12 protein-coding genes are annotated in these 16,613 nt (G+C 72.8%); 6 read left to right on the forward strand and 6 right to left on the reverse strand.

What is annotated here, in order from left to right:
- Positions 1-22 precede the first annotated feature (22 nt).
- Positions 23-823, forward strand: a complete 801-nt coding sequence (locus BM290_RS09210) for a DUF72 domain-containing protein (RefSeq protein WP_093612012.1) — start codon at positions 23-25, stop codon at positions 821-823.
- Positions 824-917: 94 nt separating this feature from the next.
- Here the strand turns inward: BM290_RS09210 and BM290_RS09215 are convergent, their stop codons facing one another.
- The 4 genes from BM290_RS09215 to secA2 form a co-directional block, all read right to left on the reverse strand.
- Positions 918-1,340, reverse strand: a complete 423-nt coding sequence (locus BM290_RS09215; RefSeq protein ID WP_093612014.1) for a TraR/DksA family transcriptional regulator — start codon at positions 1,338-1,340, stop codon at positions 918-920.
- A 196-nt stretch (positions 1,341-1,536) separates the two neighbouring features.
- Positions 1,537-2,169, reverse strand: coding sequence for a nucleoside/nucleotide kinase family protein (locus tag BM290_RS09220; RefSeq protein WP_093612016.1), 633 nt, complete (start codon positions 2,167-2,169; stop codon positions 1,537-1,539).
- 3 nt (positions 2,170-2,172) lie between these two features.
- Entirely contained in the window at positions 2,173-2,739 is a 567-nt protein-coding gene (locus tag BM290_RS09225; RefSeq protein ID WP_093612018.1) for a winged helix-turn-helix domain-containing protein, read from the reverse strand.
- 276 nt (positions 2,740-3,015) lie between these two features.
- Positions 3,016-5,307 (reverse strand): accessory Sec system translocase SecA2, encoded by a 2,292-nt coding sequence (secA2, locus tag BM290_RS09230; protein WP_093612020.1) that lies wholly within the window; start codon positions 5,305-5,307, stop codon positions 3,016-3,018.
- A 171-nt stretch (positions 5,308-5,478) separates the two neighbouring features.
- Here secA2 and BM290_RS09235 point away from each other — a divergent pair, with 171 nt between their 5' ends.
- Genes BM290_RS09235 through BM290_RS09250 form a run of 4 tightly spaced genes read left to right on the forward strand, consistent with a single transcriptional unit; the run spans position 5,479 to position 9,832 of the window.
- Positions 5,479-6,219, forward strand: a complete 741-nt coding sequence (locus tag BM290_RS09235; protein WP_093612022.1) for an ATP-binding protein — start codon at positions 5,479-5,481, stop codon at positions 6,217-6,219.
- Positions 6,186-7,190 carry a chemotaxis protein CheB gene (locus BM290_RS09240; protein WP_239143215.1) on the forward strand — a complete coding sequence of 335 codons (1,005 nt, stop codon included), beginning with the start codon at positions 6,186-6,188 and terminating at the stop codon, positions 7,188-7,190. The genes BM290_RS09235 and BM290_RS09240 overlap by 34 nt, the downstream gene beginning before the upstream one ends.
- A gap of 21 nt (positions 7,191-7,211) precedes the next feature.
- Positions 7,212-9,050 (forward strand): CheR family methyltransferase, encoded by a 1,839-nt coding sequence (locus tag BM290_RS09245; RefSeq protein ID WP_093612024.1) that lies wholly within the window; start codon positions 7,212-7,214, stop codon positions 9,048-9,050.
- 53 nt (positions 9,051-9,103) lie between these two features.
- A complete protein-coding gene (locus tag BM290_RS09250; protein ID WP_093612026.1) occupies positions 9,104-9,832 on the forward strand; it encodes an ATP-binding protein in 729 nt (242 codons plus the stop codon).
- 26 nt (positions 9,833-9,858) lie between these two features.
- Here the strand turns inward: BM290_RS09250 and BM290_RS09255 are convergent, their stop codons facing one another.
- On the reverse strand, positions 9,859-10,995 hold the full coding sequence (locus tag BM290_RS09255; RefSeq protein ID WP_093612028.1) for a SigB/SigF/SigG family RNA polymerase sigma factor: 1,137 nt from the start codon (positions 10,993-10,995) through the stop codon (positions 9,859-9,861).
- 392 nt (positions 10,996-11,387) lie between these two features.
- Complete coding sequence (locus BM290_RS09260; protein ID WP_177319641.1) at positions 11,388-12,515, reverse strand: hypothetical protein; 1,128 nt, start codon at positions 12,513-12,515, stop codon at positions 11,388-11,390.
- A 615-nt stretch (positions 12,516-13,130) separates the two neighbouring features.
- Between BM290_RS09260 and BM290_RS09270 the strand changes: the two genes are divergently transcribed.
- Positions 13,131-13,454 (forward strand): hypothetical protein, encoded by a 324-nt coding sequence (locus tag BM290_RS09270; protein WP_093612034.1) that lies wholly within the window; start codon positions 13,131-13,133, stop codon positions 13,452-13,454.
- Positions 13,455-16,613: the final 3,159 nt, after the last annotated feature.

The following is a 16,613-nucleotide window of genomic DNA, read 5'->3' on the forward strand; positions in this document are numbered from 1 at the left end:
TGTACCCGGGTATGGCGTCGGAATGCTGAGAATCGGCACATCGGGGTGGCAGTACCGCGACTGGCGTCCGGAACGGGGCGCCGACGGCACCGGGTACCTGTATCCGGCGGGGCTGCCGCAGCGGGCCTGGCTGGAGCACTACGCGGCCCGGTTCGGTGTCGTGGAGGTCAACAACGCCTTCTACCGGCTGCCGGAGCGGGACACGTTCGCCCGGTGGCGGGATCAGACGCCGGACGGGTTCCGGTTCGCGGTGAAGATGAGCCGTTACCTGACGCACATCAAGCGGCTGCGGGAGCCGGCCGAGCCGGTGGCCCGTTTCCTGAGCCGGGCCGAGGCGCTCGGTGACAAGCTGGGCCCGGTGCTGCTGCAGCTGCCGCCGACGATGCGGTCCGACCTGGCGGCGCTCGACGCGACCCTGCGGGAGTTCCCGGAGACGGTACGCGTGGCCGTCGAGCCGCGCCACGCCAGCTGGTTCACCCCCGAATGCGAGGAGCTGCTGCGCCGGCGCCGTGCGGCCCTCTGCTGGGCGGATCGGTGCGGCCGGCCGGTGACTCCGCTGTGGCGGACCACCGATTTCGGTTACCTGCGCCTGCACGAGGGGGCGGCGAAACCGTGGCCGCGGTACGGACGGACGGCGCTGCGGTCGTGGCTCGATCGCAGCGACATACCGGAAATGCTTGTGTTCTTCAACAATGACCCGGGTGGCGCCGCCGTGATCGACGCCGGGGTGATGGCGGCGGAGGCCGGCCGTCGCGGGATCGCGATGGGGCCGGTCCCCCGGATTCGGCCCCGGCGGAATTCGCCGCCCACCACCGCCGGATAAACAATTGTTCAGTAATGAATATGTGGCGCGCGTCTCGCCGCACGCGCGCAATTGCGATAACCGGGCCCGTCCGGCGAGGCGGGCCCGGCGGGCGTCAGCTGGCCCGGCGCTCGCGCACCTGCTTGCAGTTGACACACGTGGTGGCCGACGGGAACACCTCGAGCCGCTCCACCGGAATCGGGTTGGAGCAACCCTCGCAGTTGCCGTACGTCCCCTCGTCGAGGCGCTGGAGCGCGTGCTCCGCCTGCGTGCGCCTGTCCAGCAGCGTCCTCAGCAGCGAGGTCGCGGCGTCGCGCTCGGCCGTCTTCGACCCACTGTCGGCCTGGTCGTCGCCGGCGGCGTCGCCGATCTCGACCAGCCGCAGCCGCGTGTTCTGGGCGACGGCCTCCTCGTACTCGCGGTCGAGCTCCTCGAACCGGCCCTGCAGGATCACCCGGATCTGCTCGAACTCCTCGGCCGAGCGCCCCTTGGCCGTGCTCGCGCCCTTACCCGCAACAACAGCTCCGTTGACGAGCATGCAGTCCCCCTGCCCTTCACTCAGCCCCGACCGGTGGCCATCCCCGGGTCACCCTCGTCCCGGCCGGCTCGGCATGGAGCCGGACGATACCCACCGCCGGAGATCCCAAACGGGACCCCCGCGAAAAAGTAACCGGAGCATAACTGTCGGTGTTCGAATCCGCCACGGACTCGGCACGCGGGTCTTGTGCCGAGCGTCACGGGCCGGTGACGACGAGCGCCGGGCGGCGCGGGTCATCAAGACGAACGACCACGTCAGCGAAGGTTTCCGGAGCCACCTCGCCGGTGTAGCGACGGTACGCCGGGAGGGTCCAGGCAAGATCATCCGGGGTACGCCGGGCCAGCGCCGCCGGGGACAGCTCAAGGTGGACGGAGAAGTCGAACGGCAGCCCCGAACCGAGCAGCAGAGGGCCGCTGACCAGCACGATCGCACCCGGCGGCAACTCCCGGTACGGCGCGCGGGCGGCCCGGTCGATGCGCGCGTCCCACAACCGCTCGAGGATGCGCCCGGAGCCATCCGGACCCGCCGGGGCCAGAACCTCCCGGATCAGCCCCGCTTCGTCGAACCAGCCGGTGTAGAAAGAGTCCGGGTTGGTCCGGCCGAACTCCAGCCGCAGCGACGCCGGGCGCAGGAAGTCGCTGGTGTCGACCCGGATCGCGGGACGGCCGCGCACCCGCAACGGGTCGACCAGGGCGTCCGCCAGACGGCGCGGATCAGCCGCGTCGGCGCCGTCCACGGCCACCCGTAGCCGGGTGTCGGATTCCCGACTCGCCAGCCGGTCGGCGAGGTATTCGACGAGCAGGGGGAAGGAGACCGGTCGTACCCGCATGGATCAATCGTGCGGCAGGATGCTGATCCGCGCGTCGTCGGCCAGCCGGTAGCCCACGCCGTAGACGGTGGTGATCAGCGGCAGGTGCCCGCCGAGCTTGAGCCGCAGCCGGCGCACGTGGACGTCGACGGTGCGCTCACCGGCCCGCTCGTAGCCCCAGACGGCGGCAAGGAGCTGGGCCCGGGTGAAGACCCGGCGCGGCCGCTCGGCAAGGTACTGCAGGAGGTCGAACTCCAGCCGCGTCAGCGGCAGCGCGTCGCCCTCCAGCAGCGCCTGCCGGGACGAGGTCAGCAGACGCACCTCCGGACCCTCCGGAGCCGTCTCGGCGAGCTCCTCGGCCGTCTCCGGCCCGGACTCCACGGCCTGCTCGACGGTGACCGTGCCCCGGCTCAGCTCGACCAGCTCCCGGACCGCGGCGAGCAGCCGGTGCGCCTGTGGGGACACCACGTCCCCGGTGAGCGGAATGGCGAGCGTCACGGTCAGCGCGGGCTCGGCGGGCCGCCGGGCGGAACTCCGGCCCGGTCCGGCAGAACGACGATCGGCACGCGGCGACAATGCGCTGACCGGCATTGATTCATCCCCCAGAATTTGCTGCAACAAGCGAATACGATTTTTCACTCTGCGTAAAGGCGCGACCGATATTTCCGGGCCGCCGGTGAGCGGGTCAAGTCGCCAACCACACTGTGGGAAAGACGTTCCATATTGTCGTGCGCGCCGCTAATTCATTCCGGGAACGCTTTCTGTCAGCGTCATTAAACATTGCCGAACGTCATGGGCCGAGAAGACAACCGGGGGTGCCGCCGTCAAGGCGACACCCCCGGGGGGAAAGGGTTTTCCGGTGTGAGATCAGCCGCCCGAGGTGAGGCGGCGGCCGACCGCGGCGATGAGCCGGTCGAGTTCGGACCCGAACGGGTTGTCGTGCACCAGATAGGTCCAGGTGGCGCTCGGCCGGACGATCTCGGCCCGGTCCGGCTGCCAGCCGTCCTCCAGGTCGACCTCCTCGAAGGTCTCGATCGTCTTGGTCTCGACCTGGGTGAGCAGCTCCTGGAAGGCCGGGACGGCGGACCGGTGGAACTCGTCCAGCGGGTCCAGCTTGCCCAGGGCGCGCAGGTGCACGCCCTCGCGGACCTCGGACAGGTACGCCAGGTGCTCCGCCCAGAGCCGGTCCAGGTGGTAGAGCGCGATCGCCCGCGCCGACTCGGACAGCACGTCCTCGTCGGTCTCCTTGGCCTTCTCCGCCGACTTCTCCAGCAGCATGATGGCGGCGACCTCGGAGGTCAGCAGCCGCTCCCGGCGCTCGGCCAGCAGCAGGCGCTGCTGCTCGATGACCACGCTGTAGCGCCAGGTGTTCTTGTGGATCTCGTGGTTGACGCCCTCGGCGACCCGCTGGGCGTGCTCCACCGCATACTCCACCTGGGAGTCGTGCACGACACCGTCGATGTCCATCCGCGGGGAGGCCGGGATGATGTCGCCGGCGTGCCGCTGGACCAGGTCGTCCTCGAGGCTCACGAAGAAAACCGAGCGGCCCGGGTCGCCCTGGCGGCCGGCGCGGCCACGCAGCTGGTCGTCGACGCGGCGGCTGTCGTGCCGGCCGGAGCCGATCACGTAGAGGCCGCCGAGCTCGACCACGGCGTCGCGGTCCTTCTCGTCGCTGCCGCCGAGGCGGATGTCGACGCCACGGCCGGCCATCTGGGTGGAGACGGTGACCGCGCCCAGCGCGCCGGCCTCGGCGATGATCGAGGCCTCCTCGGCGTCGTTCTTCGCGTTCAGCACGTTGGACGGGACGCCGGCGTCGGCGAGCTGGCGGGCCAGGCGCTCGGACGCCTTCACGTCCAGGGTGCCGATCAGCACCGGCCGGCCCGACTCGTGCGCGATCTTGATCTCCTCGACCAGGGCCTCGTCGCGCATGTCGTGCGCCGAGTAGATCCGGTCGACGTCGTCCTCACGGATGTTCGGGGTGTTCGGCGGGATGACCGCCACCTCGAGCTTGAAATACTCCCGGAGCTGCTCGCCGACGTGCACGGCGGTCGCCGTCATGCCGCAGACCGTCCGGTAGAGGGCGATGAACGCCTGCACGGTGATGGTGTCCAGCACCTCGCCCTCGGCGGTGGCGGACAGGCCTTCCTTGGCCTCCACGGCCGCCTGCAGACCGTCCGGCCAGCGGCGGCGCTGGGCGACCCGGCCGCGCATCTCGTCGATCAGCTCGACCCCGCCGTTACGGACGATGTAGTCGACGTCGCGGCGCAGCAGGGCGTGCGCGTGCAGCGCCACGTTCACCGCGGAGAGCTTCTCGACCTGGTCGTCCGCATACAGATCGATGCCGCCGAGCTGCTCCTCGACGTTCTTCAGGCCGTCCTCGGTGAAGGCCACCGAGCGGCCGTCCTCGGCCACCTCGTAGTCCTTGCCCTTGCGCAGTGTGCGCATCAGGGCGGCGGCCTCGTGCACCGGGTCGCTCTCCACCGAGGTGCTGCCGGCCAGCACCATCGGAACCCGGGCCTCGTCGATCAGGATCGAGTCGGCCTCGTCGACGATGCACGTGGCCAGGTCGCGCTGGACCCGGTCGGCGACGTCGGTGACCAGCTGGTCGCGCAGGTAGTCGAAGCCGGCCTCGCTCACCGAGACGTAGGTGACGTCGGCCGCGTACGCCTCGCGGCGCTCCTCCGGGGTCATCAGCTCGGTCACCGAGGCGACGGTCAGGCCGAGGAGCGTGTAGATCGGCTCCATCCACTCGGCGTCGCGCTTGGCCAGGTAGTCGTTGACGGTGAGGACGTGCACCGGGCCGTTGCCGAGGCGGGTGTGCCCATACGCCGCGATGGTCGCGGTGAGTGTCTTGCCCTCACCGGTGGCCATCTCGGCGACCCGCTTGTCGAGCAGCGCCATGGCGCCGAGCAGCTGCACGTCATACGGCCGCTGGCTGATCGCGCGCCGGGCCGCCTCCCGCCCGATCGCGCAGATCTCGACGTAGTCGGCGGCCTCGCGCGCGGCGTCGGTCAGGGCCGCGTCGTCAAGCTCCTGCAGAGCCTCCTCGCGCGCCTCGATCGCGCCGAGCCGCTTCGACAACGGGCCGAGGTCCACCGTCGTGCCCGGACGCTGGAGAAACTTGCGGAACCGGCTCTTCAGCCGCTGAGACACACCCATGGCGCGCAACGGTACTTCATTTTGCCCGATCTCAGGCGACAGACTCCCGGTGGACCGCCGGAAGGTTGGCGCCGGCGATCGGCCCGCCGACGTTTGCCCCGGCCGGGCGCCGGGCACCTGGTTGATCTGACGTCCGCCGGGCGTCCGCGCGGACCGCCGGAGGGAGGCGCATTGCCCAGCCAGCTCGTCTGCCGGCCGGAGCGGGATCTCCCGGTGGCCGTCCTGCGGGTCAGCGGCACCCTGGACCGCCAGACCGGTGGGGCGCTCGGCGCCGCGGTGCGCCGCAGTCTGGCCGGGCAGCCGGTGAAGGTGCTGCTCGACATGACCCGATTACGCGTCGGCGACCCGGTGGCCCTGGCCGGGCTGGGCGCCGTGGTCTGCCAGGCGGAGGAGTTCCCGGCGGTCCCGATCGTGGTGTGCGGCGCCGACCCGCGGACCCGCGACGCCCTGGCCGGTGACCGGGACTGCGCCGCGCTGGAGTACGCCGACGACTGCGACAAGGCGCTCGCCTCGGCCGAGGCCGAACCGGGCGACCCCACCGTCCGGGTACGCCTGCGCCCCGTCCCGGAGGCCTGCCGTCAGGTCCGGCACCTGGTCACCCAGGCCTGCGCCGCCTGGCAGCGGTCCGAGGCCACGGCCACCGCCACACTCGTCGCCACCGAGCTGGTGGCCAACGTCGTCCGGCACGCGCACACCACCATGGAGTTCACCGTCGGCCTGCGCGGCGGCCGGCTCACCGTGGCCGTCCGCGACGGCAGCCGTCTGATGCCCCGTGCCCTCGACCCGGCCGTCACCGACGCGGGCGGCCGCGGGCTGCGCCTGGTCCGCGAGCTGACCGACGCGTGGGGCGTGCTCCCGGTGACCGACGGCAAGGTGGTGTGGACGCAGCTCACCACCGGGGCGGCCGGGTGACCACCGAGCACCGTGACCTGGTCGCCGCCGGCGCGTCCGCCGGCGGGGTGGAGGCGCTGCGCGCGCTGGTCGCCGGGCTGCCGGCCGGCTACCCGGGCGCCGTCCTCGTGGTGCTGCACGTGCCCCGCGCCGCGCCGAGCGCGCTGCCCGCGATCCTGTCCCGCAGCGGCCCCCTCCCGGCCGCCCCGGCCCGCGACGGTGACCTCGTCCGCGGCGGCACCGTCTACGTGGCGCCCGCCGACCACCATCTGCTCCTGCTCGACGGGCACCTGCGGCTGAGCCGCGGCCCCGCCGAGAACGGGCACCGCCCCGGCATCGACCCGCTGTTCCGCTCGGTGGCCCGGGCCGCCGGCCGGCGGGCGATCGGCGTGGTGCTCTCCGGGGCCCGCGACGACGGCGCGGCCGGGCTCGCGGCGATCGCCTCCCGCGGCGGCACGACAGTGGTGCAGGACCCGGAGGACGCGCTGCACCCGTGGATGCCGCGGGCCGCGCTGGAGACGGTGGTGGCCGACCACATCGCCCCGGCCGCGGCGATCGGCCCGTTGCTGGCCGCGCTCACCGCGACCCCGCTGGCGCCGGGACCCGACCCCGGCCCCGACCCGCTGCTGGACTCGGAGGTCGCGATGTCCGAGCTGTTCCCGATGACCAGCGACCGGATCGGGACGCCCACCGGGTTCGGATGTCCCAGCTGCGGCGGCGGCCTGTTCCAGATCGAGGGGAAGCCGCTGCCGAGGTTCCGCTGCCGGGTCGGGCACGCCTGGTCGCCGGAGAGCCTCCTCGACGAGCAGGCCGAGGCCCTGGAGAGCGCGCTGTGGATGGCGTTGCGGGCGCTCAAGGAGAAGGCCGAGCTCAGCCGGCGGATGGCCGCGGGCGGGCGCGAGCGGTATCTGAGCGCCGCGGAGGACGCGGAGGCGGCGGCCGGCACACTCCGGGAGCTGATCGCCCGTCTCGGTGCCACGGCCGCGGGCTGACGTGCGGTAGCGTTCCGGTTCGTGCACGAGACCGACCCGCACTTCGAAGCCCTCCTGGTGTACCTCAAGGAGTCCCGGGGCTTCGACTTCACCGGCTACAAGCGGTCCAGCCTCATGCGGCGGGTCAACCGGCGGATGACCCAGGTGGACGCGGCCGGCTATCCGGAGTACCTGGACTTCCTGCAGGTCCACCCGGACGAGTTCACCGCGCTGTTCAACACCATCCTGATCAACGTGACGGCGTTCTTCCGCGACACCGACGCCTGGGAGTATCTGCGCGCCGAGGTGCTGGAACCGATGATCGAGGCCAAGCCGGCCGACTCGATGATCCGGATCTGGTCGGCCGGGTGCGCCTCCGGGCAGGAGGCGTACACACTGGCCATGGTCCTGGCGGAGATGCTCGGCATCGAGCAGTTCAAGGACCGGGTCAAGATCTACGCCACGGACGTCGACGAGGAGCAGCTCAACGAGGCCCGGCAGGCGTCGTACGGCGAACGCGAGATCCAGGACCTGGAGCCGGAGCTGGTCGAGCGCTACTTCGAGCAGCTCAACGGCCGGTACACGTTCCGCAAGGACCTGCGCCGCTCGGTCATCTTCGGCCGCAACGACCTCGTGCAGGACGCCCCGATCTCCCGGATCGACCTGCTCACCTGCCGCAACACGCTGATGTACTTCAACGCCGAGACCCAGGCCAAGATCCTCGGCCGGTTCCACTTCGCGCTCGCCGAGACCGGCGTGCTGTTCCTCGGCAAGGCCGAGATGCTGCTCAGCCACAGCAGCCTGTTCACCCCGATCGACCTGAAACGGCGCGTCTTCCGCCGGGTGCCGCGGCTCTACGCCCCGCCCGGGGTGGTCTTCGCCGATCCGCCGCCGACCGGGACGGGCGGCGTCACCGGCCTCGACGAGCTGCGCAACGAGGCGTTCGCGGCGAGCCCGCTGGCCCAGCTGGTGCTCACCTCCGACGGCCTGGTCGCGTGCTCGAACCGGCAGCTGGAGAAGCTGTTCGGGGTCTCCTCGCGGGACATCGGCCGGCCCTTCCGCGACCTGGACCTCTCCTACCGGCCGGTCGAGCTGCGCCGCTACATCGAGCAGACCCAGCTGGAGCGCCGCACCCTGCGGGTCACCGACGTCGAGTACCACCGCGGCACCGACGTCGTCCATCTGATGGTGCAGATCAGCCCGCTCAGCGGCGCCGACGGCAGCCTCCTCGGCGTCAACCTGATCTTCCACGACGTGACCGCGTCCCGGCGCCTGCAGGACGACCTGGAGCACGCCAATCAGCAGCTCGAGGCGGCGTACGAGGAGTTGCAGTCCACCAACGAGGAGCTGGAGACCACCAACGAGGAGCTCCAGTCGACGGTCGAGGAGCTGGAGACCACCAACGAGGAGCTCCAGTCGACGAACGAGGAGCTGGAGACGATGAACGAGGAGCTCCAGTCCACCAACGACGAGCTGCAGAGCATCAACGACCAGCTGCGGGTCAGCACGAGCCGGCTCGACGAGGCCAACGCCTTCCTCGAGACGGTCCTGACCAGCCTGCAGGCCGGCGTCGCCGTGGTCGACCCGGACCTGCGGATCCGGATGTGGAACAGGCACGCCGAGGACCTGTGGGGCCTGCGCTCCGGCGAGGTCATCGGCCAGCATTTCCTCAACCTCGACATCGGGCTGCCCATCGACCGGATCCGGCCGCTGGTACGCGGCGCGCTGGACGCCGGCGGCCGGTCCGGGGAGATCCGGCTCGACGCGGTCAACCGGCGCGGGCGGGCCATCACCGTCCGGGTGGCGTGCACGCCGCTGCGCAGCCGCGACGGTGGCCCGGGAGGGGGCGACGGGGCCATCATCGTGATGGAGACGGCCTGACGTTTACCACACCCCCGGCGGGGAAACCGCCTGTCCTGTCGAGAGGCGGTGCCATGGCGGTCCGGTGCGAGGTGAGCGGCGACGGCGGCAACCTGCTGGCGACGCTCTCCGGTGACCTGGTGCTGGCCGACAGCGCCGACCTCCGCGAGCAGCTGCTGAAATGCCTGGCGGAACAACCGGACGCGCTGCTCGTCGATCTGTCCGCGCTGCGGGTCGCCCAGCCGCTCGCGCTGTCGATCTTCCGGGTGGTGCTCCGGCAGGCCGCCCGCTGGCCCGGCACTCCGATCCTGTTCTGCGCGTCCGGCCGCGATACCCGGAAGCTGCTGACCACGGCCGCCAACCACACCCTGCCGCTCTACGCCAGCGTCGCAGCGGCGCTGGCCCACCTGCACGACGAGCGCCGGACGATGCCGTCGATCAGCGAGGAGCTGCTGCCCGTCGCCGGCTCCACCCGCCACGGCCGGGACATCGCCACCGAGGCCTGCATCCGCTGGGACCTTCCCGACCTCGTCGCGCCGGCCAGCCTCATCGTCACCGAGCTCGTCGCCAACGTCGTCGACCACGCGCACACGATGATGACGCTGCGTCTGTCGCTGCGACAGCGCTACCTCAACATCGCCGTGCGTGACGGCTCGTCGCACCCGCCCGTCCCGGCGCTCGGCGTGACACCCCAAGCCGCCAACGGGCGCGGGCTGCTGCTGGTCAACGAGCTGGCGTACCACTGGGGCCATCTGCCGTCGACCGGCGGCAAGGTGGTCTGGGCGGCGCTGCGCCGCCCTTGAGCGGCGCGGTCCGTCACCGTCCGCGATCAGGCCCGGCGCAACACTCCGGCAAGGCCCGACACTGCCAAGATCCTTGCGACGTACGGCTGAGCGCCCGCCACACCGAACTCGACACCCGCCCCGGCGGCTGCCTGAACGGCGTCCAGCAGCACCGCCACGCCCGCCGCGTCCACCAGCGGGACCGCCGCCAGGTCGACCAGCACCGCCGGCACGCCCTTGCCGTTTATCGCGTGCCGCAGCCCGATCCGCAGCCGGTCCGCGGTGTCCCGGTCGACCTCGCCACGCACCCGCACCACCAGCACGTCGCCGTCGCGGGCCACCGCCACCTGCATGCCCGACCGGCCGCCCCGCGGCTCGCCCTCCCAGTGCGGCGGATCGTCACTGAGCATCGCCTGACGCAGCCAGGTCAACGCCCGGCTCAGCAGCCGCGACACGTGCATCTGCGAGATGCCCAGCTCGTCGGCGATCTCCGCCTGCGTCCGGTTGCCGTAGAACCGCATCGCCAGCATCCGGCGCTCCCGGGCCGGCATGCGCAGCAGCAGCTCGGTGACGGTCAGCTTGTCGGTCACCGACTCCAGATCGGCGTCCACCCCGCCCAGCAGGTCACCGAACTCCATCGCCCCGTCCTCGGCGACCGGAGCGTTCAGCGAGGCCGGCGAGTAACCCGCGGCCGACTCCACCGCCTCCAGCACCGCCGCCTCCGGCACACCCAGACGGTCCGCCAGCTCCCCGGTCGTCGGGGTCCGCGCGAGAATGCTGGTCAGCAGCATCGAGGCGTGCCCGACCTCCAGGCTCAGATCCTGCACCCGGCGCGGCACGTGCACCCCCCAGGTCCGGTCCCGGAAGTGGCGCTTCAACTCGCCCGAGATGGTGATCACCGCATACGCCGTGAACGAGCCGCGCTCCGGATCGTACCGATCGATGGCTTTGACCAGCCCCAGCCGGGCGACCTGCTCGAGATCCTCCAGATACTCGCCGCGACCCCGATAACGACGGGCGAGCCGCCCCGCGAACGGCAGGCAGTACCGGATCAGCTCCTCCCGGGACACCTCCGCCTCCGCGGGCGTGGCGCCCTCCCGACCATCCGCATAGGCTAGCGCGGCCGCGTCGAGATCCTCCAGCATGCTTTCGGCCGGTTCCCCGACCTGACGTCGCGAGGGCATGTCACCCCTTCCGGAAGTGATCCGGGGCGGTCCCGGCCTTCCCGGCACCCGCCCCGCCATCGGAAGCTACTGCCCGTTCCGTACCCATCCCAAACCCATCCACCCGAACCGGTCACCTCTCGCTCCCGCCACCCGGCGCCGCGCCCGCCCCTCGGCAGCCCCGGCGAGCAGCCTTGACTGGAGCGGCACCGTCGAGGGTCTCCCGCAACCGGCCGTCGCACGCGGAGGACACGGGCGACGTCAGCCCAAAGCGCGACACGGTACGCCCGTCGCGGGCCTCGCCTTCGCGGTCGCCGTCACCCGGCACGCCCGTTCCGGAACCTTCCGCAAAGCGCGGCATTCCGGGCCACGCCGCTTCGGTGGTCCGCCGTCCGGGCGGAGTGGTGCGCTCCTTACTGCTGGGGGCGCCGGCCCGGTAGGCCGCTCGGTGCGGTCGACGGGTCGTCCTGGACCTCCGGGGCGGCGGCCGACGCGGCAGGGCGGGCCCCGCCCGGTCCCCCGCGGGAGGGGAGGCCGGAAGGCGCGTTCTGTTCGTCCGACGGGGCGCTGTCGGACCGGCGGGCCGCTGCCGGAGGCGCGTTGTGCTGACCCATGTCCGGGGCCTGCAACGGTGGCCGCGACGCCGCCTGCGGGGCGGAGTTGTGCTGGCCCATGTCCGGGGCTTCCAGGCGCGGCCTGGCGGCGGGAGGCTGGGCGGTGTTCGCCGAGGGCAGGGGTGCGTTGTGCTGACCCATGTCGGGAGCCTGCAGCGCAGGTCGTGCCGCCGCCTGCGGAGCGGAGTTGTGCTGCCCCATGTCCGGCGCCTGTAGCGGTGGACGCGACGCCGCCTGCGGGCCGGCGTTCTGCTGGCCCATGTCCGGAGCCTGCAACGGACGCGGCGCATTGTGCTGACCCATATCGGGGGCCTGCAACGGACGCGGCGCGTTCTGCTGACCCATATCGGGGGCCTGCAACGGACGCGGCGCATTGTGCTGACCCATATCGGGGGCCTGCAACGGACGCGGCGCATTCTGCTGACCCATGTCCGGCGCCTGCAACGGACGCGGCGCATTGTGCTGACCCATGTCCGGAGCCTGCAGCGGCGAACGAGCCGGCTGCTGACCGCCCTCCGCGTTGTGCTGGCCCATCTCCGGCGGCTGCAACGGCGGCAGGGAAATAGGTTTGAGCTGCGGCGCCTCCGCGGGTTCGGGGTCCGGGGCAGAGGCGCCTGGCTGCGGGGCCGGCATGGCCGGCGGCGGGAGCGCGTCTGCCTGATCCTGGGCGCCGGGTCGCGGGGCGGTTCCGAAGGTTCCGGCCATCGGCGGCGCGGCGGCCGGCTGCGGCGGCCGGGCCGAACGCGTGAAACGCGGCGCGTCGAGTGGGCTGTTCTGCTGGCTGTAGAGCGGCGGCCGCCGCATCAACTCGTCCACGTCGTCGGAGATCGGCGCGCCCGGAACGGGAATGCCGCCGAACCCGCCCGGACCCGACCCCGGAAGCGGCGAGGCTCCCGGTCCCGGCACCACCGGCACGGCCGGCATCATCCCGGTTCCCTCAAGACCACCAGGCGCTCCGTGCGAACCCCCGGCCGGACCGGCCCCACCGGGGAAACCACCCCCGAGAGCACTGCCGTTCTGCCCGGCCCCGGAACCACCGGGACCGGCAGCACCCGGACCAGCACTCCCAGGACCCGCAATGCCGTGCTGGGCACCGCCCGGACCAGCAATGCCCGGACCGGCGCCCCCGGGACCGGCAACACCCAGCCCCGCACCACCCGGACCAGCGATGCCAGAGCCGGCGCTACCCGGCCCGCCGTGGCCCGGAGCGGCGATGCCCTGTCCGGCGCCGCCTGGTGCGGCACCACCCGGACCAGCGATGCCTGGCCCGCCATGGCCCGGTCCGGCAGGACCCGGCATGGGGCCGCTCTGCGTTCCATGACCGAAACCGCCGTGGCCGACACTCGCCTGGCCTGACGAATGGTGTCCGAATTCGCCCAGTCCCGACACGCCCTGACCTGCTGCGCCTTGGCCGAATCCTTCCGGCCCCGTGTCACCCGGGCGCGGCATGCTCTGCCCGTAACCACCCTGGTCCGGGCCGTTCGAGCCGAGTCCCCCCTGGCCTGCCATTCCGAGGCCGGAGCCACCGGACCCGGGAGCACCATGGGCCGGGCCGACACCCCCAGGCCCCTGCGTCTCCTGACCCGGACCAGCCGGACGGAAACCACCAGGGCCCGCCACAACATGCCCTCGGTCACCGAAGCCGCCCTGGCCAGGAACTCCTTGACCCGGACCGGTCACATCGAAGCCGCCCTGGCCCTGCCCTTCCGCGCCCGGACCACCCTGGCCCGGACCACTCTGACCGTAGCCTCCCGCGCCCGGACCACCCTGGCCCGGACCACTCTGACCGTAACCACCCGCGCCCGGACCAACCTGCCCCGGACCATACCCGCCCGCACCCGGGCCACCCTGCCCCGGACCGCCTGAACCGTAACCACCCGCGCCCGGGCCACCATGGCCTTGACCACCCGGACCGTAACCACCCTGACCAGGGCCGCCGGCACCGTGACCGGCCTGGCCAGCACCGCCCGGACCGTAGCCGGCCAGACCCGACGAACCCTGGCCGAGCCCGCTGTCACCCTGGCCTTGGCTCGGAGCAGTCTGACCGAAAGTGCCCGGCGAAGGGACTCCCTGGCTGTAACCACCATGTCCGGTATCGCCCGGTAACCCGGCGTCCGGCCGCATGCCCGGCTGCCCGTACGGAGGGCTGGCACCAGGACCCGAGGAGGTGGTTCCGCTGTGGGTGGAGCCGGCCGGGAGACCGATCCCGGAGGCCGGACCGCCGCCGGGGCCACCGCCGGTTGCCGGGTCACCACCCGGGAACTGTCCGCCGGTGAAGGCACCGCCCTGAGGTCCTCCCCCGGGACCACCGCCGCCGTGAGCCGGAAAGCTCGCGCCGTCCCCGGGGCCGCCCTGCTGTCCTCCGGCCGGGTAGGAGCCGGGGACCGAAGCGACTCCCGCAGCGCTGCCCGGAACCGATGCGAATCCGGCGGCGCTACCCGGAACTGATGCCGTTCCCGAGAAGGACGCGGCTCCCGGATCGCCGGGGAACGACTCCGCACCCGATGACGCTCCGGGCAAGGGCGCGCTTCCGGACGGAGAGCCCGGATAGGGACCGCCCGGAGCCTGACCAGACCCACCGGGAGGAAGACCGGAGCCACCGGGAGGAAGACCAGAGCCACCGGGTGCAAGACCAGAGCCGCCCACGGTAGAGCCGAAACCACCCGGGGCGCTCGCATTCGCGCTGGGGCCACCCGGTGCTGCCGGTTCCGCGGGTGAAGGGCCGGGCTGTCCGGTTCCGGAGGCCGGGGCCGGGGCGCTCTTGCCCGGTGAGTTCAGGCCGAAGGGGCCGGCGGGGATTCCCGGTGGGGAATTGTCCGCGTCGGAAGCCGGGTAGCCGGGGCCGTGCGGCGACATGCCGGGATGGGCCGGTGCATTGCCGCTGGAGCCACTTTCGCCGAGGAGCCACGGTGGGCGGGAGCCCGGGGCCGGGCTGGGGCCGCCCATCTGCCAGGAGCCGGTCTCCTCGGTCGCCCAACTCGGCGCGGACGGGTCCCCGGCGGAGGGCCGCACACCGGACGGGTCCGCGGCGGAGGGCCGCATACCGGACGGGTCCGCGGCGGAGGGCCGCATACCGGACGGGTCCCCGGCGGAGGGCCGCACACCGGACGGGTCCCCGGCGGAGGGCCGCACACCGGACGGGTCGGACGACAGCCAGGGTCGGTGGCCCTCGGCGGCGCCCGCCTGGTTGTCGGTGGTGCGGCCCGCTCCCGGCGACGACCATCCGTCAGAAGGGCGTGGCCCCTGGTGCGGGCCGTCGTTCGGTGGCGGCGGCATCGGGCCGGGCGGTGGCGGCATGGGAACCGCTCCCCGCACCGGTCCGCCCGGGCCGGCCCCGGGAGATCCGGGAGCGAGTCCGGCCGGCCCGGCGGACACCGATCCGAAGGCAGAACCCGTTCCAGGAGCCTGGCCGCCCCCGTGGACAGGCCCCTCGGTTCCCGGTCCGAAGGTCGCGGGTCCTGCGGAGGCCGTCCGGGGCCCGGAGAAACCAGGCCCGGTAACGGCAGGCCCGCCGGGGGCAGATCCCCCGGAGCCGGGCCCGCCAGGGGCAGACCCGGCGAAGGCAGACCCGTCGGCCGCCGGCCCCGAGTAGACGGACCCGCCGGAGGCCGGCCCCGGAAGGGCTGCTCCCCCCGAAGTGGTCCCGGAGAAGGACGAGCCACCGGCTCCTGCCACACCGGACGCTGGCTCCGAAAGGCCGGATTCGCGAGAGCCAGGCGCAGGATAGGAAGACCCGCCGGAACCAGGCCCGGAGTAAGACCCGCCAGCAGCAGGCCCGGGGTAAGAGGACCCGCCGGAACCAGGATCGGAGTAAGACCCGCCGGAACCAGGCCCCGGGTAAGAGGACCCACCGGAACCAGGCCCCGGGTAAGAGGACCCACCAGAACCGGACCCGGAGTAAGAAGACCCACCAGAAGTTGGCCCGGAGTAGGAAGACCCGCCGGCGGCAGGTCCCCAATATGGAGGCTCGCCGGGAGCAGGCCCGGGGCCGGAGGGTCCGCCGGAAGCAGGGCCGGAGAGGATGGACCCGCCCGGCGCGGGGCCGGGGAAGGGCGATCCGGTCGAGTCGGGGGCGGGTCCGGACGGGGCGGAGCCGCCCGGATCAGAGCCCGGGAAGGCGCGCCCGGGAGAGGACGGCCCGAAGGCGGGGCCTTCCGCGCCGTAGGTCGTCCCGGCCCCGGGACCGCCCGGAATGCCCCCGAGAGGCGACTCGTACGAGGTGGACCCGCCCGGCCCGGACGAACCTGGTGACGCACCGAACGCGCCAGGTCCCCCAGAGCCCACCGAGGTGTCGCCCGCCGGCCCCAGCGGGGTCCGCCGGGGCGGAAGAGCCCTCGGCTCAGCCCCATGAGCGCTTCCAGGACCGCCCGGCTCAGGACCGACAGCAGCAGCTCTCCCCGGCGGGAAACCCCCTGGCTCGCCGCGGAGAGCAGCCGGCGGCCCGCCCGTCTCGGCGCCGGAGGGCATTCCCGGCGCGGAGGGAGCCGGCGCCGCGCCGAAGGGGCCGCCGCCAGGGGGCGTGCCCAATACAGCGGGACGGGGAACGGGTCCCTCGACGGACGGGCCGGTGGTAGCCGTACCGAAAGAAGGGTGGTGAGCCGCCGCCGGACCGGAGACGTCGAGCCCGGGGCCGCCGGCCGGAGGCGGTGGAGAAGCGACAGCGGATGTCTCGCCATATGGGGTCTCCTCGGCCACCCAGGGTGGTGGTGTCGGGGTGGCGGGCGGCATGAGGCCGGTGGTGGACGGTGTCCAGGCGGGGCGGGTCGCGGCGACCAGGCCGGAGGCTTCGGCCAGGCCGGCGGCGGCGAGGACCTCGGCGGCGGCCTGGGCGGTACGGCAGGGCAGCGGCTCGCCGCAGGCGGGACATTCGGTGATCCCGTCGTGGGGGCCGAGCCCGCCGCCGTGTGCCTCGACCATCTTGGTCGCGGTGCGGGCCAGCACACTTTCCGGTTTGACGTAAGTCGATGCCATCGCCCTGTCGCCCCCATCCCCGGCCTTGTCCACCTGCCGGGACGACACGATGGT

It is taken from the genome of Actinoplanes philippinensis (genome assembly GCF_900113015.1).
GTDB classification, from domain to species: Bacteria; Actinomycetota; Actinomycetes; order Mycobacteriales; family Micromonosporaceae; genus Actinoplanes; species Actinoplanes philippinensis.

Bases quoted from the DNA above. Each gene is read 5' to 3' on its own strand.
- BM290_RS09210 (WP_093612012.1), top strand. From the start codon at position 23: ATGCTGAGAATCGGCACATCGGGGTGGCAGTACCGCGACTGGCGTCCG.
- BM290_RS09215 (WP_093612014.1), bottom strand. From the start codon at position 1,340: ATGCTCGTCAACGGAGCTGTTGTTGCGGGTAAGGGCGCGAGCACGGCC.
- BM290_RS09220 (WP_093612016.1), bottom strand. From the start codon at position 2,169: ATGCGGGTACGACCGGTCTCCTTCCCCCTGCTCGTCGAATACCTCGCC.
- BM290_RS09225 (WP_093612018.1), bottom strand. From the start codon at position 2,739: ATGCCGGTCAGCGCATTGTCGCCGCGTGCCGATCGTCGTTCTGCCGGA.
- secA2 (WP_093612020.1), bottom strand. From the start codon at position 5,307: ATGGGTGTGTCTCAGCGGCTGAAGAGCCGGTTCCGCAAGTTTCTCCAG.
- BM290_RS09250 (WP_093612026.1), top strand. From the start codon at position 9,104: ATGGCGGTCCGGTGCGAGGTGAGCGGCGACGGCGGCAACCTGCTGGCG.
- BM290_RS09255 (WP_093612028.1), bottom strand. From the start codon at position 10,995: ATGCCCTCGCGACGTCAGGTCGGGGAACCGGCCGAAAGCATGCTGGAG.
- BM290_RS09260 (WP_177319641.1), bottom strand. From the start codon at position 12,515: ATGATGCCGGCCGTGCCGGTGGTGCCGGGACCGGGAGCCTCGCCGCTT.
- BM290_RS09270 (WP_093612034.1), top strand. From the start codon at position 13,131: ATGGGCCGGGCCGACACCCCCAGGCCCCTGCGTCTCCTGACCCGGACC.